The organism is Bradyrhizobium sp. MI1.4 (assembly GCF_055811315.1).
The window spans coordinates 17755-36274 of sequence record NZ_JBVVPP010000045.1 but is presented as its reverse complement, the minus strand read 5'-3'; the positions used below and the strand labels follow the sequence as shown (position 1 = coordinate 36274).

Genomic DNA, 18520 nt, shown 5'->3' with positions numbered 1-18520 from the left:
ACGGCGGTCGTTACCCCGCCGTCACGTCCACAAGCTCGCCACCGTCGAGGACCTTGGCCGCCTTGGCGCGGTCGAGGTCGCCTTCCCAGGCGGCCACCACCACGGTCGCAACGCAATTTCCGGTGAGGTTGCCGACCGCGCGAGCCATGCCGATGAACCAGTCGACCGACAAGACCAGCACGAGGCCGATCGCAGGGATGCTGGGCACCGCGTTCAGCGTCGCCGCCAGAATCACGATCGCGGAGCCCGGCACGCCATGCGCGCCCTTGGAGGTGATCAGGGAGACGCCGAGCACCAGTAGGAGGTCGCCGAAGGACAGCGGCGTGTTGGTCGCCTGCGCGATGAAGACGACCGCAAGCGTCAGGTAGATCGAGAACGCGTCGAGGTTGAAGGAATATCCGGTCGGAATCACGAGGCCGACGACGGAATCCTTCACGCCCATCCGCTCCAGCTTCTTCATGATCTGCGGCAGCACGGCGTCGGACGAGGCGGTCGCGAGCACGATCGTCAACTCCTCGCGCAGGTAGGCGAGGAATTTGAGGATGTTGATACCGGCAAGCGCCATGACGCCGCCGAGCACGCCCAGCACGAAGATGCCGACCGAGACGTAGAACAGCGCCACCAGTGAGACGAGCTGCTTGAGCGAGCCGACGCCGTATTTGCCGACGGTGTAGGCGACTGCGCCGAGCACGCCAAGTGGAGCAACGCGGACGATAAGCCCCATGACGCGGAACAGCACGGTCGAGGCGGCATCGATCATCGACGTCACGAGCTTGCCCTTCTCGCCGCCGACCAGTGCGAGGCCTACGCCGAACAGCACGGCGAAAAACAGCACCTGGAGCACGTCGTTGCGCGACAACGCGTCGAACGAGGTGCTCGGGATCACGTTGAGGAGGAAGGAGCCGATGCCGCCGCCCTGAAGCTTGTGGGCGTTGTCGGCATAGGTATTGAGCGCCTTGGCGTCCAGCGTCGAGGGGTCGATGTTCATGCCATGACCGGGGCCGAAAGTGTAGGCCAGGATGAGACCTACCACGAGCGCGACTGTGGTCATCACCTCGAAATAGACCAGCGCTTTGACGCCGACCCGTCCGACCTTCTTGAGGTCGCCCGCGCCAGCAATGCCGTGCACGACGACGCAGAACACGATCGGCGCCACGATCATCGAAATCAGCTTCAGGAAGGCGTCGCTCAGAATCTTGAGCGAGATGGCAAAATCCGGCGCGGCCACCCCGAGAATGATGCCGAGGATCAGCGCGGCCAGGACCTGGACGAACAGCGACGTGTAGAGCGGCTTTGGCTCGGCGGCCGGGGCCGCGGCAATGGTCGACATGGTGACTCCCCCGTTTTGACGACGTCTCGATCGTCGAAAGGAGCAACTAGCGTGCCAGATTGTCGCGGTTTTCGCTGAGGAGGAGGTCTATTCGGTCTTTTTGCGGTGCGACCGGCATCCGCATCGGCGCCGGGAAACCGTTCCAGGTGCCGTCGGTCACGTGGACAGACGATTTTGCGGTCCACAGTCACGTTCTGCGCGCGGGTGGCCGCGTCACGCCGCGAGATCCAGCAGCCGACACGATCCGCGTACCAGCACCTTGCGTCCATTCGGCGTCATGACCGGCACGCCGTCGCAGACGACGACAAGACCGAACTTGACGAGGCTCTCGATGAGATAGGCCTTGGAAAGGCGACCGTTCGACACCGGGTCGCGAAGCGCCTTCAGAACCTCCCATTGGTCTGGCGAAAGATCGAAGTCGATGTCGTTGCTCATGTTGCCTCAAGCCGTAGTGCCGTTCGTGCGCCTCTGTTAGAGGCGCTGCATGAAGACCGTGCGACGACAATGAGTCGGGAATTCGGTGAGGCGTTTAGAACTTCTCTTCACAAATTGCTGCACGCCATTGCGCCACAAGAGTCAAGACCGCTCGGTCACGAGGACCGTCCGAGCCTCGATCACATATTGATGATGTAGGCTTGATGTTGGTCCGCGAACTACCGCACTGCACGGGAAGCGCTGCTGTCCCATTCTGCGTCGCAACATGCACAGAAATCATGAGAACGAAGGGTTCGGGATTCTGTTACGCTGATTCGCGGGGAATGGCTTCACACGGCAGGAGTGGAGTGCATGAACAGGCTGGTCGAAATTCGCATCCAGGAATCCCTGTGCCGGGAGCGTGCCGCGCTTGATTTGCAGCGCCGGCTTTTCTGGCTTGCGCAAGCTCAGGAATGGGAGCAGCGCGCGCTTGACGAGATCGCCTATCATTTCCGGGAGTGCAATGTGGCTCAGACGGAGCTGGGGCGAAACTGACGTCGGCTGTGGGTAAGGCCTACTGATAAGTCGCCACAATATCGGACACCGCGCGCTCGAGCTGCTGCGCGGTGGCGCACTGGCGCACCACGCTGCAGAAGGTCGCATAGCGCGGCATCTCGGAATCGCCAAAGCCCCAGGCGAGACGTCCTTCGGGATTGAGCCACACCAGTCGCTTCGAGCGCTCAGAGATGCGGCGCAGGATGTCGGCGCGCGGATCGAGATTGTTGCTGCGGGCATCGCCCAGCACGATCACCGTGGTCTGCGGCGTCAGCGTGCTCATAAACTCCTTCTCGAAATCGACCAGCGACGAGCCGTAGTCGGAGGAGCCGAAGCCGACCTTGGACATGATCTCGGCCATCGCTTCTTCCGGCGATTTCGATTCCAGGATGTCGCTGACTTCGATCAGATGCGAGGAGAAGGCAAAGGAATGGACGTCGTCGACCACCTCGTGCAGCGAGTGGATCAGGAGCAGGAAGAAATCCGAGACCTGCGCCACCGAGCCCGAGACGTCGCAGAGCGCCACGATCTTCGGCCGATCGCGATGCTTGCGCTTCCAGGCCGTGAGAAAGGGGATGCCGCCCCAGGCGGCATTGCGGCGCAGCGTGCGGCGGACGTCGAGATGACCGCGCCGTTGGCGCTTGCGTGGTTTCGAATAGCGCTCGCGCAGGCGACGTGCGATCTGGCGGATGAGAGCGCGCATCTCCGCGAGATGGCGGCGCTCGATGCGGGCAAGCGGCGCGTTGCGAAGAATCTCGTTGCGGAGGTTTTCAGCTTCCTCGCGGGCATAGAGCGCAAGCCCCTGCGCGACGGTGTCGCGGACGGCTTCGCGCAAGGCATCGAGCGCGGCGCGAAGCCGCTCGGCCAGTGCCGGATTGGTCGCGGTCAGCTCGTCGAGATCGTCGCGCAGCCGCTGGAGCCCCATGGCGTCAAGGATGCGGCTGGAGAAGATGCCGCGCTGGGTGGAGTAGCGGATGTCGGATAGGGAGGCCGCACCTGAGGCGCTGGCGATCGCGGCGGTGATCGCGTTGCGATCCTGCAACAGCAGCATCTGCGCGAGGGGCCCCAATTCTGCGGGAGGCGAACCGGCGCTCGCATCGCTGGCCGCGCCCGACGACGGAGATTGATCCGCGTCCTCCGAAACATAGTTGCTGTCGGCTTCAGGCTGTTCCTGTCGCGGCTCCGGCTGGCTGAAGAACAGATCGAAACAGTCTCCGAGCGCGAGCTTTTCGTCCTGCGACTTGGCGAGCGTCAGAAGGAGCGCATCGCGCAGGATGGTCCGGTCGGAGACGCCGACCTGCGCGACCGCACGCATCGCATCGATGCTTTCGGCCGGCGAGACATGGACCCCGGCGCCCCGTGCGGCACGGAAGAAACGATGGATATTCTCGCGCATCGGGGTCAACCGAAGACGTTGGAACGTGCTGCCTTGGCAATGAAGGTCGTAATCTGAGGCTGAGCCGCCTCGATGTCGGCCTCGTATTTCAGGAGCACGTTGAGCGTGTCCTTGACGATCTCGGTGTCGAGCTCCGAGGCCTGCAAGAGCACCAGCACGCGTGCCCAGTCGATGGTCTCGCTGACCGAAGGCAGCTTCTTCAGGTCGAGCGAGCGGATTTCGTGGATGAAGCCGACCATCTGCCGCCGCAGCGTCTGCGAAATGTTGGGGACGCGGCTCTCGACGATGCGCTCCTCGAGCCGCTGCTCGGGGAAGCCGATGTGCAGATGCAGGCAGCGCCGCTTCAGGGCGTCGCCGAGATCGCGCTCGCTGTTGGAGGTGAGGATCACCGTTGGCGGCGTGATCGCGGAGACGGTGCCGAGTTCGGGGATCGTGACCTGGAAATCGGAGAGAATTTCCAGCAGCAGCGATTCGAATTCCGCATCCGACTTGTCGATTTCGTCGATCAGGAGCACGCAGCCGCCCGGCTGCTCCAGCGCTTGCAGCAGCGGCCGCGGCTCGACGAACTCCTTGGAGAAGAACACGTCACCGAAATCGTGGAGTTGATTAAGTGCAGCGTGCAAAGTCTGCGCGCCGCCAAGGACTTCTCCGAGCTTGTCCTTGAGGATCTGCGTGTAGAGAAGCTGCTTGGCGTATTTCCATTCATAGAGCGCCTTGGCCTCGTCGAGGCCTTCGTAGCACTGAAGGCGGATCATCTTCAGGCCGCGCCAGGCCGCGATCGCCTTGGCAAGCTCGGTCTTGCCGACGCCCGCGGGTCCTTCGACCAGGATCGGCTTCTCGATCTGTTGCGACAAATAGACGGCGGTCGCGATCTGCCGGCTCGCGATGTAGCCTTGAGCGGCGAGACCGCTCTCCACTGCCTCGATCGCTGTCGAGGGCTTCTGTTCAGCCACGAAAAGGCGCTCCCAAAGGTCTTGATTGAGGCTTGTTCTGCCTGCGTTCACGGCAAAGAACAAGCCTCGTTTGGGAGAGGCCAGACCCGCGCGAATGGGCGTTTTTTCCGCTCAACGCAAATAGTCGGGCGGCCAACCGGCCGCGGGATCAGTGCCGCAGCAACTCCGGCTTGCGGATCGTCTGTCTGACCTCGGCGCCGCAATCGGCGCATTCATAGACGAAGTCGATCGTGGCAAGACTCCAATGCGGTTCGACCTCGCGTACATACATTGGAAGGAACCCCATGCAAGCAGGGCAAATCACAGGCGCGATCTCGATATCCTGATGATGCTGTACATAAGCTGGCATCTCGGCTCTCCTTCGCAGACGACCTCCAAACCCGCGCGAAGGCTACTGCCGGCCGGCGAAAGACCGACATCAACTCTTTCGAACAGAGGCGGAACGGCGGAGGTTTGTCGTTCGCTGTGACATTCTTGTTACGTCTCTGTACTGTGACGGGTGGACCAAATACCTATTTCAAAGCTCGATCCGATGTTCGGATTTTGACCTCAACGATAAGGGAGCAACGCCCATGACGCATGCCATTCGCTTTCATAAGACTGGTGGTCCGGAAGTGCTGGTCTGGGAAGAAGTCAGTGTCGGCAAGCCAGGACCAGGCGAGGCACGAATCCGCCATACCGCCGTCGGTCTCAACTTCGTCGACATCTACAATCGTTCGGGCCTTTACCCGGTGCAACTGCCGAGTGGGCTTGGTAGCGAGGCTGCTGGCGTCGTCGAGGAGGTCGGGCCTGGCGTCACCGATCTGAAGCCCGGCGATCGCGTCGCCTACGGCGCCTCGCCGCTCGGGGCCTATTCCGAGGCGCGGCTGATCCCGGCCGACCGACTGCTGAAGCTGCCGGACGGTGTCGACGACAAGACCGCGGCGGCGATGATGCTGAAGGGGCTCACAACGCAATATCTGATCCGGCAGACCTATCGGGTGAAGGCCGGCGACACCATCCTGCTGCATGCGGCCGCCGGCGGCGTCGGCCTGATTCTCTCCCAGTGGGCCAAGCATCTCGGCGCAACCGTGATCGGCACCGTCAGCAACGACGAGAAGGCCAAGCTCGCCAAGGAGCATGGCTGCGACCATGTCATCATCTATAGCCGCGAGGATTTCGTGAAGCGCGTGGACGAGATCACCGGCGGCAAGAAGGTGCCGGTGGTCTATGACTCGGTCGGCAAGGATACGTTCTTGAAGTCGCTCGATTGCCTCGCGCCGCTCGGCGTCGCCGCGCTGTTCGGTGCGTCCTCCGGCGCCGTCGAGCCGCTCAATCTCGGTCTGCTGGCGCAGAAGGGCTCGCTCTACGTCACCCGGCCGACGCTGTTCACCTACGCCGCCAAGCGTGAAAGCCTGGTCGCGATGGCGGGCGAGCTGTTCGATGTCGTCAAGTCCGGCGCGGTCAAGATCGAGGTGCGCCAGACCTATCCACTGAAGGACGCCGCCAAGGCGCATGCCGATCTCGCCGCGCGCAAGACCACGGGATCGACCGTCCTCACGGTGTGATCTCCGACCGGGCTGTGGCGCAGGCTGGCAGAGCGTTTCGAGCGAACTGGATTCCGGTTCGCGTAGAGAAAACGCGTCAAAATAAGAAATCCAGAGCCCGTTCCGAGTCGATCGGACCGGAAAAGGTCGGCCCTGGGCCTGCGTTATGTCCGTTCGTGCTTACGCAGATCGCGGGCGTGATCGAGGCGGAGAGCCTGGAGGTCGACCTCTTCGGGCGGGATCCGGGGCAGGGCAGCCTCAGCGAGGATCGCCTCGGTCACGTCTTCGACCGAATTCTCCACGATTTCCTGGATGAACGAGATATTCCGATATTCCCCTGAGGCAACGCGGGAAATGACCTCGCGCCTGGTGATTTCAGGGTCGACCACTGCCTCGCGGCCGCGGCGCCCATAGTCGATCATCACGACGAAATACTGCATGAAACGATCCTGCCGTGCCCATGGTCGGGAACGGCAGAGTATTTCCGAAAAACGGAATCAAGTCAAGGTGAATTTCGTAAAAACGGAAATTGCAGCCTACTTGCTCCTCTTGCGCGGGCGCGCCGACTTGGCGCGCAGCCGCTCCAGCTGCCCCTTGGGCATGGACAGGCAGATCTCGCCGACCCACTCTAGTTTCACGCCGACGATCTGCTTGGCATTGAAGCTGCTGAGATTGACGACGGAGGGGGATTTGCCTCGTTCGATGGTCTTCAGATAGCGCTCGCCGGTCTTGAGCCGGACCACGGCCTCCTCGCCGTAGAAGCTCGACAGGGGATGGCGCTGGTCCTTGTAGACTACGATTACGTCGCCGCTCTCGTATTTGGGCAGCATCGAATCGCCCACGATCTCGAATGCGATGGTCTCCTCCATGATCGGAAAGGGCAGCGCGATGTCGCCAAGGCCTTCGGGGGGAACCTGCTCATAATCCGGCTCGATCACGGCACCGGCCCCGACGCGGCCCATGATCGGCGCGAGATTGAGCTCGAGATATTCCATGATCGGAATGATTTCCGAAGCCTTCACCAGGCGTTCGCCGCCGAGGATCTCCGAGACAGCGCCGGGGCGTACGCCCATGGCAGCCGCCAGGCCGCCCTTGCTCTTGCCCGTCTTTTCCAGGCCCCGTTCGATCATTGCAGCGTCCAACATGGTGATTCCCTCGATTGTCCATCGTCCGTCTCTTGTAATCCGAAATTCGGAATTGATGCAATTATGAATATCAGAATTATCGCTTGACTTCGACTTCGGAATACCGGAATGTAGGCTCCGCCTCGCGGTCGTGCGATCGGAGGAGGCGCATCACAGGACAGCAGCATGGAACCGGCTCATTGGCCGTCGGAGCACTCCGACGCGCTTCGCGACTATTTTCTCAAGGGAATGTCTTATGCGAAGATCGGAAGACAGATTAACGCAAGGTTTGGAACGGCTTACACGCGCAACGCGGTGGTCGGCCGCGCTAAGCGGCTCGGGCTGATCGTGCAGGTGCGGACGACGAGCCCGTCAATCGTGCCGGTGCTGCCGTCTGGAGCCTGTCTTATCCTCCCGCACCGTCCCGCGTTACTGAACCTGCCGCCGAAATCTGCGATGAAGCCTGCCGCGCAGGTCAAATTGCGCTGCGTCGGCGTCCAGCCGCGCCTGGTCCCGTTGGTCGAACTCGCTGCCGAGGACTGTCGCTATCCCTATGGCGGCGACAAGGACGGTGAGGAGATTACCTTCTGCGGCCATCCAAGTGAGCCGGGCTCGAGCTATTGCACGCCGCATGCGCGCCTGACGCGCCGCGCCGGAGCTGGATCCGCCCGCGTCTCCGGCCCCGTCGTGCTGAGGCTGGTCTCTGCCGCCTGACCTGACGACCGCCCGTTCAATCGTCAATTTCGCAAGGAGTATCCGAGTGGCACGTGTCCGACGCAACAGGTCCTTTAAATTGGCGAATGTCTACGACCGACGCTCACGTGAGATACCGTTCAATGCGGAGGTGGCGGAAGTCGAGGTGGACAATCCGCTCGCGCTCGATCCCGGCGAGAAGATCATGGCCGTGCGGTCGATCCGCAGTGATCCGCTCGGCCGGCTGCATGCGCACCATCAGATCGACGAGGCGCAGTATCGGGGCGGGCGCGCCTTCCAGGACGATTGGGAGAGGGCCGAGCGAGGCCCTCAGGCAATGGACCCGACTCGCGAATATGTCGATGGCGCGCGTACGCGCGAGCCGGTCACCGAGAGCCAACGCCAGGCGGTGCTGCGGCTGAACCGGATCGAGCGCGAACTCGGCACAGACGGCGCTGCGCTAGTGCACGACGTGTTGGTGCTGGGCCTGACCATGGACGAGATCGGCCAGCGTCGCGCCCTCCGTACGCAGCGCTGGATCGACTATTTTGCCCGACGTTTCCGTGAATGCCTGGACCGGCTGGCACTGATCTATGGCTTTGCGACGGAAACGGGGAGACTGCGTGCAGGGCAACGAAGATGACAACGCGCCCGCGACCACGGTCGCGGGCGCGCCGGTCCGCTGCTTAGGGATGCGGTAGGATCTGGTAGGTCGTGGCATAGGGCTCGACCCGCAGCGAGGCGTTGGCCAAAAGCCCGATTCTGGCGGTCGGCGTTTGCTGCAATTCGCCGTTCGGACCGCGATGCACGTTGTATTGCCAGACGGTGAGATCGCCCTTCTGTGCCAGAGCATGTGCAACGGCGCTCGCATCATTGCCGCCGAGGGCCTGAAGCTCCTCCGTCGACAATCCGACGACGATTTCATCCTTGATGGTGACGATCTTGAACAGGTTCATCCTGGTCTCCTGCGCCCACGCGCTTTGTGTCGAGAAGGTGAGAAGCGCGACTGCGGCGCCCTTGATGAGATCGCAGCGAGAAAGCATGCCGTCGTCCTTTGGTGCTGGGGCGCCCGAATCGATCGATGCATCGGCCACGGCGCCCGTGATTTGCGTGACTGTTTCGCCACCGCTTTGTCGTTTGCTCCTCGAAAACGGTTCACGGCCGAAAACAAATGCGGCCCGATGAATCCTGATGCGAAGAGGCGGGTCCAAGTCCAAGAGCTCGAGGGGACGGGTTTGGATGAAATCCAAACGTCATAGTTTGTCTCTTGGTCAGAAGGCCGCGCTGTGGCTGCCGATCCATAGCGCGAGATCGACGCCTATTTCGTCGACGATACAACCGCCGACGCCAGATTCAACAATTACGTGTATACGCTGAAGAAGCACTGGTTCGCGTCCACCAACGTCCATTCACATCCGAAACAACACGAAACGCAGCGTCGATTGACGGCAATCGAGGCTGTATGCCTGATCGATGCCGCTTCTTGACGCAGGTGGGTGACGGCCGGCCATATTCCTGTTATCCGGAATTGCCGTGGTGCGATGCAGACGAAGCATCGCTGCGCCAACCGTTAGGCTTGCCGGAGGGGTTGTTTCTTGACATAGTTGCAACCTGTTCAGGTGTGCGCGCTGCACATGTAGCTCGGCGTGCGAACACACCGGGCTTCCCCCCGGCCGAAGGCGCGCCGTCGCCATAGCATCCGGTTATGGCATCCAGTTGTGGCGTTGGGTTCTTAGTTGGGACCTCGATGTTGGATCACGAAGTCCGATGCTTGTCATAGGTGCGAGATGAAGAACCTCAATTTCGCAGCTGAGCTGCACCTCAAGCTCGGCGCGCCTGCAAGCGGCACCGTCGAAAGCCTGCGCCTGCTCCGCGCCTTTCTGAAGCTCGCGCCCCGGCAGCGTTTCGAGGTCATCAAGCTCGTCGAAGACCTCGCCACCGAAGAAACCCTCCCCGAACACCCCCTGTCCTGAGCCGGCTTGCGCGCCGGCCTTATGTTTTCCTGCCACAGCAGGCCGCCGGGCGACGTCTTCCCCGGGGCTGGACGCTGGCAGGCGATCCGGCAAGTGTGGTATTCAGTTCTGAAAACGGGAGGAGTGCGACCATGATCGAACCGAAGCTCGAAGTTCCGGCCGAACTGCGCGACCTGGCCGAGAAGACGATTGACCAGGCGGAAAAGGCATTCGGCATGTTTTTCGAAGCCGCCACCAAATCGATGACGACCGTTCCGGGCGCGGGGGCGGACGTGTCGAAGCAGGCGCTCGCTTTCACCGAGCAGAACATGAAGTCGGCGTTCGAGCATGCCCGCAAGCTCGTCCATGCGACCGACCTTCAGGAGGCGATGCGAATCCAATCGGATTTCCTGCGCAGCCAGTTCACCAGTGCCGGAGACCACATGCGCCAGATGACCGGCAGTCTGATGCAACCGGGGAAGGGCAAGTCCTAATTCTCGGTGTATTCACGGCGCGTCCACAGATTGGACTTGCACGGCGTGAATATCCGCACTGGTATTGGTCCATGATGGGCCGTCGAATGGACCTCATTCGCCGCCCATCACCCTTTCCGCTGATCCCTGTCGGTTCTCAGGCAGGGATTTGCATCTGTCGCAGGTGTCTTGACCAATCGGTCGCTCTGCTAACGCAGCGATGCGATGTAGGCCGCGATATCGGCGGCTTCGATCCGGCTCAAGGGGAAATTCGGCATCTTCGGGTGCGGGTCTAGCAGGAAAAAGGCGAGTCTTTCCGAACTGAAGTCAGGCCTGCGCGCAACGGACACGAAAGAGGGGACGTCGGCGCTCGCCTGAGTCTGGCCGTTCGCCACGACATGGCAGCTGGCGCACCAGCGCCTCGCAAGGTCGGCGCCGTGATCTGCGTCGGCGGCGAGAGCGGACGACGTGCCGACGCTCAAGGCCACGGCAACCAGCAGGCAAATTCGTCTCAAATGCCGGTGCATAGGGCAACCCTGTGTGTTGTTGGCTAGCGACGCCGTCCTCATCCGCAACACGAACCCGGAAACTGCGAGAGGTCGATGCGGGCGATGATCGACCGCAGCAGCTTGCGAGCCGAGCGATAGAGATGCCGGGCGAATCTCGGCGTCCTTGCCGCGGGCAGGCCAAAGCTTGTCGTATCGAGTCTTTTCGTATCAAGGCTTTCGATGGAGTGCGACACGTGCCTCTCCGAGATGGCGAGGCTCTTTCTATCGGGGTAGGCTTGCGGCAGCCTTGATCTGCCGCAAAGGGGCCGGACTAATAGTCGCCGGGGTTCATGATCATCGGGCTTCGTGTATCGGCCGGGGCGAGCGCGCTGCTGGCGCTGTCGCGCAGGAAGCGGTCGAGTGTCGCCTGGATCTTCTCCTTGACCGCATCGGGACCGCGATCGCTCATCTCGGTATGCTGTGCGCCAGTATGGATGATGTCGATGCCGCGCGCCTTGGCCTCTTCCGGCGTCGGCAGCACGCCGGGATCGGTTACAAAATGCGGATCCTTCGAGCGGAACGACAGGATCTTCATGTTGTCGCTAAGCACGAATGGCACTCGCAGATTGTCGAGCGTGATCACTTTCGACACCAGCTCCGGGTGCTGATGGGCGACATACATCGAAACGTCGCCACCGTTGGAATGGCCGACGAGCGTGATGTGGTCGTAGTCGGCATTCTCCTGCCGCCGCTTCAACTCGCCCAGGGTGAAGAGGATGTTGGCCTCGCAGCGGATATAGACCTCGCGCCGGCCGACATATTGCTGACCGGCCTTGGTCATCAGCGGCGGATCGCTCGGCAGATCCTGCTGGATGCTGGCGACGAGATAACCGCGTGCGGCGAGCACGTTGGCCAGGAAGGAATATTCAGTGGCCTTGACGGTATTGCCATTGCTGATGATGGCGAGCGGGAGCTTCCAGAGGCCAAGATTGGCCTTGGTCTCGTAGTCGCGCCGTACAGCGATTTCGACCGCAATCGGCCGCTGGCGGACGGCGTCGAACAGGGTCAACACCTCATGGCGGATCGCGAACCGGCTGACGACGAAATACTGGCCGACCCCGAGGACGCAGAGAAACGCCAGAACTGCAAACACCCTTTTCATGGTTCCGTCTCAAATCACTTTTGACTGAACATGGCCATTGGGAACTCCCGGATCGAGCGATCGTGAGCAAGTTACGGGATTAAATTTAGGCAAGGCTGTGCGCCTGGGGTCAAAAAAAGGGCTGCATGTCGGGGGCTACAGCGCGAAGGACAGGGGCGTTTACAGACAACCGCCCTTGCCGCGTTCGGAGCAGAGCCGCAACGCGCTTGACAGCGTAAACAGGAAGCGCGGGCTGCGGCGCTCGTTGTCGGGCGCCCGGTAGCTCAGGGGGACGGCCACGCCGAGATCGGCCTGGAAATCGTCCGGCAGGAAGAACCGCACGCCAGCTCCGGCCGAGGTCAGCGACAGGCCCTCGCTCAGGCGGTAACCGTGGTTCCAGACTGCGCCGGCGTCACCGAAGGCGTAGAGCTGATAGCCGGTCCAGTAGCGGAAATTGAGCTTCTGGTCGAAGCGCAGTTCGAGCGAGCCGGCAAGACCGTTGTCACCGCTGATCTCAGCTGCGCCATAGCCGCGCCCGAAGGCAGCGCCGCCGAGATAGAATTGCTGCGAGGTGAACAGCGGCCGTGACGCCGTCTGGCTCGCAGCGGAGAGCTTGAGCGACCAGACGTCGTTGAGCGTCTGGTAGCGCGTGAACCAGAGGTTCAGCACGGAGAAGTTCGATGACGCGCCGTCGCGCGACAACAGGTCGTCGTCGAAATGCGAGGCACCGAAGATGTCGAGGCCCTGGCGGTAGGTCAGCGTCGCGAAATTGGTGCCGCCGAAATGATCCTGGAGCCGATAGTCTGCGGTCAGGCTCGCGGTCCTGATGTGGTCGTTGTACCAGGGGCCGTAAAGGTCATGCTCGGACACGTTGCTGAAGGTCGTCGCCGCGGTCAGGGTCAGCGAGGAGGATTGCGACTGCAATGGGACGATGCTGGCACGCAGCTCGAAGGCCTCGGTCGTGGTGATGTCGCTGTCGAGGCGGCGGGCATCGCCCGGCCGAACCGCGCTGTACAGCACGGACCCGCCGAGACGCACGCCGTCGACGCCGACAGGTGCGTCGTAGGATAGCCGCGCGAAGCCAAGCTGGCGGGGGTCGTTGGCGATGGTCGACAGGTTGACCGCCAGCGTGTCGCCGGGTGTGAGATAGGAGTTGAACGCGCCGGTCGCGTAGGTCTGCCACGGACCGACTGATGATGAGCCGAGATTGTCCAGACCGAATGAGGAGAAGACGTGCCACGTCTTCAAATAGACGATGAGGCGGAAGCGGCCGGTCGCACCGCCGATCTCCTCCAGTGCGGTATCGGTGATCCGGACGCCAGGTCTGCCGTTGACGAGAAAGAGCTGGCGCTCCAGCGTTGCCAGGCGCGACGGTTGCTCGGCCAGAACCGGCCCAAGCATCGGTCTCACGCCGAACTGCTCGGCGCCATCGCCTTTCAGCTCGGCCTGCACGATGGCGCCTTCGATCACCTGGATCCGGAGCAGGCCGTCGGCAATGTCCTGCGGCGGCACGATCGCCCGGCTCAAGTGAAAACCATCGGCGCGGTAGAGATCGCTGATAGCGCCGGCGATCGCGGCGAGATCCGCCTGCGAAACCTTCTTGCCGACATAAGGCTGATAGACCGCGGCGATACGATCGGGGGAAACGGCCCGGGCCCCGCTGACGTTGATGCCGCGCAGCATGAACTGAGGCTTGGTATCGCCGCCGGTGTTGGGCTGGTCGACTGTCGGGAGCCTGACCGGCGGACGGCTCAGCGATTCCCGCTCGGTTTGGTTTTCAAAATATTTCTGAGGTTGGCGCGGATCGAAACCCGGCTGGTTCGCCTGCTGCGCGAAAGCCTGAGGAGCTCCGGCGAAGAACGGCGCCAACAGCACCGCTGCGGTAACAAGATGCCGCTTCGCAACGCGCGCGACGGGCCTGTCCCCGTAGTTCGACGGAGATGTGCCCCTGCTGCTATAAGGGTTCGTTAGCCACATGATTTTCCATAGTTTTTTATGGTCAATGAACCGTTAACGCGACCGCTCCGCTGGCCGCTTCCCGCTAATCCTATGTTGAGTGATTTCGGATACCCCTCAAGGCCGGCTGTAACGCGGACTGAGGATCGTCATGCTGAACAAGATTGGAATGCGGTGCGCCTTGGCGGCTGCGCTGATGCTGGGAACGGCTTCCGCCGCATCCGCTGCGGATGATGGCGTCTGGTCGGTTGGCAAGGCCACCGGCGAGGTCTGGGTCGCCACCAGCGGCGCTCAGCAAGTGTCCTTGAGTCAGCAGGAGGCGCTCAAGCCCGGCGACACCATTCGCACCGGACGTAATGGCCGCGTCCTGCTCGTCCGCGGCGAGGAAACGATCCTGATCTCTCCCAACTCGGTGGTCGGCTTGCCGACCGAGACCAAGCAGGGTCTCTCGACCACCATCATCCAGCAGGCAGGTTCGATCCTGCTCGAGGTCGAGAAACGCAACGTCAAGCATTTCGAGGTCGAGACGCCCTATCTTGCCGCCGTGGTCAAGGGTACCCAGTTCAGCGTCACCGTGAATGCGGGCAGCACCAAGGTGGGCGTGCTTCGCGGCCAGGTCGAGGTCTCCGACTTCAAGACCGGGCAGATCGCCCAGGTCCTGCCGGGGCAGGCCGCCACCGTCTTCGAGCATGGCAAGCCCGGCCTCTCTCTGAGCGGCTCCGGAACGTTCAATCCGATCGAGCACGGCAAGCCGCGCGTCCCGAGCATCGAGCGCGTCCCGGTGCCGAAATCGGGTCTGTCGGCCCCGCGCAACGCCGCGAGCGGCCATGCGATCCATGCGCTCGGTCCGATCGACAAGGGCGCCAAGGCGGCCGGCGCGCTCAAGCCATCGCAACCGGCGGCCGGAGCTCACGCGTCCAAGGGCGGTGCTGCAAAGCCCGGCGTCGTGCGCATCTCGAGTTCGCTGGGCGAGGTCAAGCTCAACGTCCACAAGGTCACGCACGGGCTCGCCCACGGCGGCGGTGCCCCCGGACAAGTGCGCAACGCGCACGCCGGCACCGAGACGGTCTGGAGCGACTCGAAAGCGAGCACGACGGCATCCAACAGCACCGGCCAGACTGCGGTCACCACGAGCAGCGGCGTGACGGCTGGCAGCACCAGCTCCTCGGCCGCCAGCACGACAATAGCCGCGACCACGGCCGGTGCGTCCAGCGACGGCTCTGGCGGCGGCAGCGGAAATTCCGGTGGCAAGACCAACTCTGGCAACGGCAATCCCGGAAACGGCAATCCCGGAAACGTCAATTCCGGAAACGGCAATTCCGGCAAGGGCAACTCCGGTAACGGCAATTCCGGCAATGGGAATTCCGGCAACGGTAATGGTAACGGCAACAACGGCGCCACCGGCAACGGCAGGGGCAACAACGGTAACGGCAACGGCAATGGCGGCGGCAACGGCAGCAATGGCCACGGCAATGCCTTTGGCCACAACAAGCACTGAGGCGATTTCGTAGGGGATGAGGGGGCGTACCTGCAGAAGCAGGTGCGCGGGAGGATCGGAGTGACGCGCTATCGTCCGCATATTCTAGTCGTGACCGCGCTGGCGATCGTGCTGTCCACGGGGTGGCATGGTGCGCTTCGCAACGCGCTGACCGACTTGCGGTTCGCATGGCAATCGCGTGCCGCGAGCGGCAACGTCGTCGTGGTGGCCATCGACGCGCCCTCGATCGACCAGATCGGGGTGTGGCCCTGGCCGCGCCGGCTGCACGCGGAATTGTTGCACAGGTTAGAGGCCGCGGGGGCGCAGGACGTCGCTTTCGACGTCGATTTCAGCTCGCCATCCGATCCCGCCTCCGACGAGGCTTTCGTCAACGCGTTGCGTAAGGCCGGCGGCTCGACCATCCTGCCGTCCTTCAAGCAGCCCGCGCCGAATGGCGGCGCAGCTCACATCAATCGCCCCCTCAAGCCGTTCGGCAACCAGTCGTGGCCGGCGCTGGTCAATGTCGCGATCGAATCCGACGGGCTCGTTCGCCGCTATCCGTTCGGCGAGAAGCTCGGCGATGCCGTGATGCCATCGATGGCCGTCGTGCTGGCCGGGCAGAACGCCAATCGGCGGCCGCCTTTCCTGATCGATTTCAGCATTCGGGCGAACTCGGTTCCGAGTGTCTCCTATGTCGACGTGCTCCGCGGCGAAACCGCCGCTCTGGACAAGCTGAGAGACAAGAAGATCATCATTGGAGCGACGGCGCTCGAACTCGGCGACCGCTTCAGCGTTCCGAATGGCCGCATCATCTCCGGACCCATCCTCCAGGCGCTGGCAGCGGAATCGATCCTCCAGAACCGGATGCTGCGCTGGACCTCCGATACCGGGATGATCCTGGGTCTCGCTGGGATCTGCCTGCTGATGGTGTATTCGTGGCGCCGCTTCGGACCGGGAATTCGCGCCGCAATCCTGATCTCGGCCGGGGCGGTTTTCGAGCTGCTGGCGGTCCTGGTGCAAGCAAGATGGCCCTTCATCATCGACACATCGTTGTTCCACATCGCGATTGTGGCTTATCTGACGGCGATCGCACTCGACGAAATCGATTTCCGCGGTCTCTTGGGGCGCATCGCCGAAAGCCGCTTTCATCGTATCGCGATGTCGCTGGGCGATGGCCTCGTTTGCACCGACGAAGGTCAGCTGATCACCGTGTGGAATCCCGGCGCCAGTGCGATCTTCGGCTATATGCCCGCCGAGATCATCGGCCGCCCGTTCGAAACGCTGTGCGCCGTGTCGGTGGACGGTGACGCGAGGCCGTCCATGCGCGACGCCGCGCGCCAGGCCCTCCTGGTCCCTGGCGGGGCGGTCGTCGTCGAGTTCGAAGGGCGGCGCAAGAACGGTGAAACTTTCCCGGTCGAGGCGAGCTTCTCGGGCTGGCAGGGAACGGACGGCTTCCAGTACGGAGCCATCCTTCGCGATATCTCGGTCCGCAAGCGTGAGGCCGAACGCGTCAGATATCTCGCCGAGTACGACGCGCTGACCGGTCTTGCCAACCGCAACACGCTGCATGCAGGGCTGGTCGGCATGATCGCGGATGCGGGGCAGCGCCCTTGCGAGGTCGCGCTGCTCGTGATCGGGCTCGACGGCTTCCAGAGCATCAATGACATGCTGGGTCATTCGGCCGGAGATCTCGTGCTGCAGGCGGTCGCTGGTCGCCTGAGAGCCGAGGCGCGCGGCGCTGTCGTTGCCCGGCTTAGCGGAGACGAATTCGCCATTGTGCGCAAAGGCGCCGATGGCGACCCGCCAATCGCAGAGTTCGCCGAGCGCATCGCGCGCGCCTTCGAAGCGCCGCTTGCGACCGGCACGCGGCAGCATCGCGTCAGAATCAGCATCGGCGTCGCCATCCATCCGGAAGGCGGGCACAACGCCGACGATCTCCTGAGCAATGCCCATCTCGCTCTGAGCAAGGCAAAGCTGACCCGGCGGGGCAGCCATGTGATCTTCGAGAGCGCGATCCGGGAGGAGCTGGAGAACCGGCTGACGCTGGAAAGCGAATTGGCACTTGCCGCCGATCGCGGCGAGTTCGAGCTGTTCTATCAGCCCCAGGTTCGCCTGATCGACGCCAGCCTGGTCGGGGCCGAAGCGCTGATCCGCTGGCGGCATCCCGTGCGCGGCTACGTTTCGCCAGGAGAATTCATGCCAGTGGTCAATAGCTCGGCCCTGTCCGAGCGGATCGGAAACTGGGTGATGGAGACCGCCTGCCGGCAGGCACGCGCCTGGGAATTGTCCGGCGACAGAGTGCGCGTCGCGATCAATTTGTCGCCCTCGCAGTTGCACTCCGGCGATCTGGCGCATTCGGTTGCGGGGATGCTCGAAGCGACGGGGCTCACGCCGTCGCTGCTCGAGCTCGAGGTCACCGAGGACATCCTGCTTCATGATGAAGCGCGCGTGCTCGACATGTTCAAACGCATCCAGCAGCTCGGCGTCCGCGTCCTGTTCGACGATTTCGGCACCGGCTATGCAAGCCTGAGCTATTTGAAGAAGTTTCCGCTCGACGGGCTCAAGATCGACCGGTCCTTCGTGTTCGGTCTGCTCGCGGATTCCGACGATGCCGCGATCGTCGGGTCGACCATCGGCCTCAGCAAACAGCTCGGACTGACAGTCGTGGCCGAAGGCATCGAGAATCGCGCGACGGCCGACTTCCTGGTGAGCATGGGATGCGAGGAGGGCCAGGGTTATTTCTTCGGCCGTCCGATGCCGGCGGAAGCATTCGAGCGGCAATTCCTCGCAGTCGAGTGCGCCGCCGTCAGTGCCGCCTGAACACTTGAGCTTTGCGATGAAGGTTCCCGTAACACCGCTCACCCGTCGCAGGACGGCCGCTGTGTCGGGACGGGAAAACCGGAAAGCTGATCGATCTTCCGTATCTGGCCTATCGGCGAAGTGTCGGCCCCTCCCAAGAGGTCCGCTTATCAGGGCATGACGGACCAGAGTTGCTGACGTTGAGATCTTGGCATTGTGACCACAAGCGGTCGTCGCGATGAC

19 protein-coding genes are annotated in these 18520 nt (G+C 62.7%); 8 read left to right on the top strand and 11 right to left on the bottom strand.

Features of this window, described 5'->3' with window-relative positions:
• Window positions 1-10 precede the first annotated feature (10 nt).
• A complete protein-coding gene (locus AC0L23_RS31245) occupies window positions 11-1330 on the bottom strand; it encodes a dicarboxylate/amino acid:cation symporter (protein WP_018456682.1) in 1320 nt (439 codons plus the stop codon).
• A gap of 213 nt (window positions 1331-1543) precedes the next feature.
• Window positions 1544-1765 (bottom strand): hypothetical protein, encoded by a 222-nt coding sequence (locus AC0L23_RS31240; RefSeq protein WP_018456680.1) that lies wholly within the window; start codon window positions 1763-1765, stop codon window positions 1544-1546.
• A gap of 351 nt (window positions 1766-2116) precedes the next feature.
• Here AC0L23_RS31240 and AC0L23_RS31235 point away from each other — a divergent pair, with 351 nt between their 5' ends.
• On the top strand, window positions 2117-2299 hold the full coding sequence (locus AC0L23_RS31235) for a hypothetical protein (RefSeq protein WP_473357733.1): 183 nt from the start codon (window positions 2117-2119) through the stop codon (window positions 2297-2299).
• 19 nt (window positions 2300-2318) lie between these two features.
• Here the strand turns inward: AC0L23_RS31235 and AC0L23_RS31230 are convergent, their stop codons facing one another.
• The 3 genes from AC0L23_RS31230 to AC0L23_RS31220 form a co-directional block, all read right to left on the bottom strand.
• Window positions 2319-3695: a vWA domain-containing protein gene (locus tag AC0L23_RS31230; RefSeq protein WP_473357732.1), complete on the bottom strand. Its 1377-nt coding sequence runs from the start codon at window positions 3693-3695 to the stop codon at window positions 2319-2321.
• Window positions 3696-3700: 5 nt separating this feature from the next.
• Entirely contained in the window at window positions 3701-4648 is a 948-nt protein-coding gene (locus tag AC0L23_RS31225; RefSeq protein ID WP_007601482.1) for an AAA family ATPase, read from the bottom strand.
• A 148-nt stretch (window positions 4649-4796) separates the two neighbouring features.
• Window positions 4797-4997, bottom strand: a complete 201-nt coding sequence (locus tag AC0L23_RS31220) for a hypothetical protein (RefSeq protein ID WP_085350632.1) — start codon at window positions 4995-4997, stop codon at window positions 4797-4799.
• A 223-nt stretch (window positions 4998-5220) separates the two neighbouring features.
• Here AC0L23_RS31220 and AC0L23_RS31215 point away from each other — a divergent pair, with 223 nt between their 5' ends.
• Complete coding sequence (locus AC0L23_RS31215) at window positions 5221-6195, top strand: quinone oxidoreductase family protein (protein WP_204511912.1); 975 nt, start codon at window positions 5221-5223, stop codon at window positions 6193-6195.
• Window positions 6196-6338: 143 nt separating this feature from the next.
• Here the strand turns inward: AC0L23_RS31215 and AC0L23_RS31210 are convergent, their stop codons facing one another.
• Window positions 6339-6614, bottom strand: coding sequence for a hypothetical protein (locus AC0L23_RS31210; RefSeq protein ID WP_085395314.1), 276 nt, complete (start codon window positions 6612-6614; stop codon window positions 6339-6341).
• A 96-nt stretch (window positions 6615-6710) separates the two neighbouring features.
• On the bottom strand, window positions 6711-7319 hold the full coding sequence (locus AC0L23_RS31205; RefSeq protein WP_007612810.1) for a S24 family peptidase: 609 nt from the start codon (window positions 7317-7319) through the stop codon (window positions 6711-6713).
• A 165-nt stretch (window positions 7320-7484) separates the two neighbouring features.
• Here AC0L23_RS31205 and AC0L23_RS31200 point away from each other — a divergent pair, with 165 nt between their 5' ends.
• Both AC0L23_RS31200 and AC0L23_RS31195 read left to right on the top strand, forming a co-directional pair.
• Window positions 7485-8012 (top strand): GcrA family cell cycle regulator, encoded by a 528-nt coding sequence (locus AC0L23_RS31200; RefSeq protein WP_473357731.1) that lies wholly within the window; start codon window positions 7485-7487, stop codon window positions 8010-8012.
• Window positions 8013-8058: 46 nt separating this feature from the next.
• Window positions 8059-8634: a hypothetical protein gene (locus AC0L23_RS31195; RefSeq protein WP_446480119.1), complete on the top strand. Its 576-nt coding sequence runs from the start codon at window positions 8059-8061 to the stop codon at window positions 8632-8634.
• A gap of 43 nt (window positions 8635-8677) precedes the next feature.
• Here AC0L23_RS31195 and AC0L23_RS31190 read toward each other — a convergent pair whose 3' ends face one another.
• Window positions 8678-9034 carry a hypothetical protein gene (locus AC0L23_RS31190; RefSeq protein ID WP_473357743.1) on the bottom strand — a complete coding sequence of 119 codons (357 nt, stop codon included), beginning with the start codon at window positions 9032-9034 and terminating at the stop codon, window positions 8678-8680.
• Between the two features lie 744 nt (window positions 9035-9778).
• Between AC0L23_RS31190 and AC0L23_RS31185 the strand changes: the two genes are divergently transcribed.
• On the top strand, window positions 9779-9964 hold the full coding sequence (locus AC0L23_RS31185; protein WP_007612798.1) for a hypothetical protein: 186 nt from the start codon (window positions 9779-9781) through the stop codon (window positions 9962-9964).
• A gap of 131 nt (window positions 9965-10095) precedes the next feature.
• Window positions 10096-10437, top strand: a complete 342-nt coding sequence (locus tag AC0L23_RS31180; protein ID WP_007601491.1) for a phasin — start codon at window positions 10096-10098, stop codon at window positions 10435-10437.
• Between the two features lie 188 nt (window positions 10438-10625).
• Here the strand turns inward: AC0L23_RS31180 and AC0L23_RS31175 are convergent, their stop codons facing one another.
• From AC0L23_RS31175 to AC0L23_RS31165, 3 genes are all read right to left on the bottom strand, one after another.
• Window positions 10626-10943 carry a c-type cytochrome gene (locus tag AC0L23_RS31175; RefSeq protein WP_085350637.1) on the bottom strand — a complete coding sequence of 106 codons (318 nt, stop codon included), beginning with the start codon at window positions 10941-10943 and terminating at the stop codon, window positions 10626-10628.
• Between the two features lie 292 nt (window positions 10944-11235).
• Window positions 11236-12066, bottom strand: a complete 831-nt coding sequence (locus tag AC0L23_RS31170) for an alpha/beta fold hydrolase (protein ID WP_247372826.1) — start codon at window positions 12064-12066, stop codon at window positions 11236-11238.
• A 159-nt stretch (window positions 12067-12225) separates the two neighbouring features.
• Window positions 12226-14022 carry a ShlB/FhaC/HecB family hemolysin secretion/activation protein gene (locus AC0L23_RS31165; RefSeq protein ID WP_473357730.1) on the bottom strand — a complete coding sequence of 599 codons (1797 nt, stop codon included), beginning with the start codon at window positions 14020-14022 and terminating at the stop codon, window positions 12226-12228.
• A gap of 130 nt (window positions 14023-14152) precedes the next feature.
• Between AC0L23_RS31165 and AC0L23_RS31160 the strand changes: the two genes are divergently transcribed.
• Together AC0L23_RS31160 and AC0L23_RS31155 are read left to right on the top strand one after the other, a co-directional pair.
• Window positions 14153-15499 carry a FecR domain-containing protein gene (locus tag AC0L23_RS31160; protein WP_473357729.1) on the top strand — a complete coding sequence of 449 codons (1347 nt, stop codon included), beginning with the start codon at window positions 14153-14155 and terminating at the stop codon, window positions 15497-15499.
• 60 nt (window positions 15500-15559) lie between these two features.
• Entirely contained in the window at window positions 15560-18298 is a 2739-nt protein-coding gene (locus tag AC0L23_RS31155) for an EAL domain-containing protein (protein WP_473357728.1), read from the top strand.
• The last annotated feature ends 222 nt before the right edge of the window (window positions 18299-18520 follow it).

Bases quoted from the DNA above. Each gene is read 5' to 3' on its own strand.
- AC0L23_RS31240 (WP_018456680.1), bottom strand. From the start codon at position 1,765: ATGAGCAACGACATCGACTTCGATCTTTCGCCAGACCAATGGGAGGTT.
- AC0L23_RS31180 (WP_007601491.1), top strand. From the start codon at position 10,096: ATGATCGAACCGAAGCTCGAAGTTCCGGCCGAACTGCGCGACCTGGCC.
- AC0L23_RS31235 (WP_473357733.1), top strand. From the start codon at position 2,117: ATGAACAGGCTGGTCGAAATTCGCATCCAGGAATCCCTGTGCCGGGAG.
- AC0L23_RS31165 (WP_473357730.1), bottom strand. From the start codon at position 14,022: ATGTGGCTAACGAACCCTTATAGCAGCAGGGGCACATCTCCGTCGAAC.
- AC0L23_RS31160 (WP_473357729.1), top strand. From the start codon at position 14,153: ATGCTGAACAAGATTGGAATGCGGTGCGCCTTGGCGGCTGCGCTGATG.
- AC0L23_RS31200 (WP_473357731.1), top strand. From the start codon at position 7,485: ATGGAACCGGCTCATTGGCCGTCGGAGCACTCCGACGCGCTTCGCGAC.
- AC0L23_RS31205 (WP_007612810.1), bottom strand. From the start codon at position 7,319: ATGTTGGACGCTGCAATGATCGAACGGGGCCTGGAAAAGACGGGCAAG.
- AC0L23_RS31230 (WP_473357732.1), bottom strand. From the start codon at position 3,695: ATGCGCGAGAATATCCATCGTTTCTTCCGTGCCGCACGGGGCGCCGGG.
- AC0L23_RS31190 (WP_473357743.1), bottom strand. From the start codon at position 9,034: ATGCTTTCTCGCTGCGATCTCATCAAGGGCGCCGCAGTCGCGCTTCTC.
- AC0L23_RS31175 (WP_085350637.1), bottom strand. From the start codon at position 10,943: ATGCACCGGCATTTGAGACGAATTTGCCTGCTGGTTGCCGTGGCCTTG.
- AC0L23_RS31245 (WP_018456682.1), bottom strand. From the start codon at position 1,330: ATGTCGACCATTGCCGCGGCCCCGGCCGCCGAGCCAAAGCCGCTCTAC.
- AC0L23_RS31185 (WP_007612798.1), top strand. From the start codon at position 9,779: ATGAAGAACCTCAATTTCGCAGCTGAGCTGCACCTCAAGCTCGGCGCG.
- AC0L23_RS31170 (WP_247372826.1), bottom strand. From the start codon at position 12,066: ATGAAAAGGGTGTTTGCAGTTCTGGCGTTTCTCTGCGTCCTCGGGGTC.
- AC0L23_RS31215 (WP_204511912.1), top strand. From the start codon at position 5,221: ATGACGCATGCCATTCGCTTTCATAAGACTGGTGGTCCGGAAGTGCTG.
- AC0L23_RS31210 (WP_085395314.1), bottom strand. From the start codon at position 6,614: ATGCAGTATTTCGTCGTGATGATCGACTATGGGCGCCGCGGCCGCGAG.
- AC0L23_RS31220 (WP_085350632.1), bottom strand. From the start codon at position 4,997: ATGCCAGCTTATGTACAGCATCATCAGGATATCGAGATCGCGCCTGTG.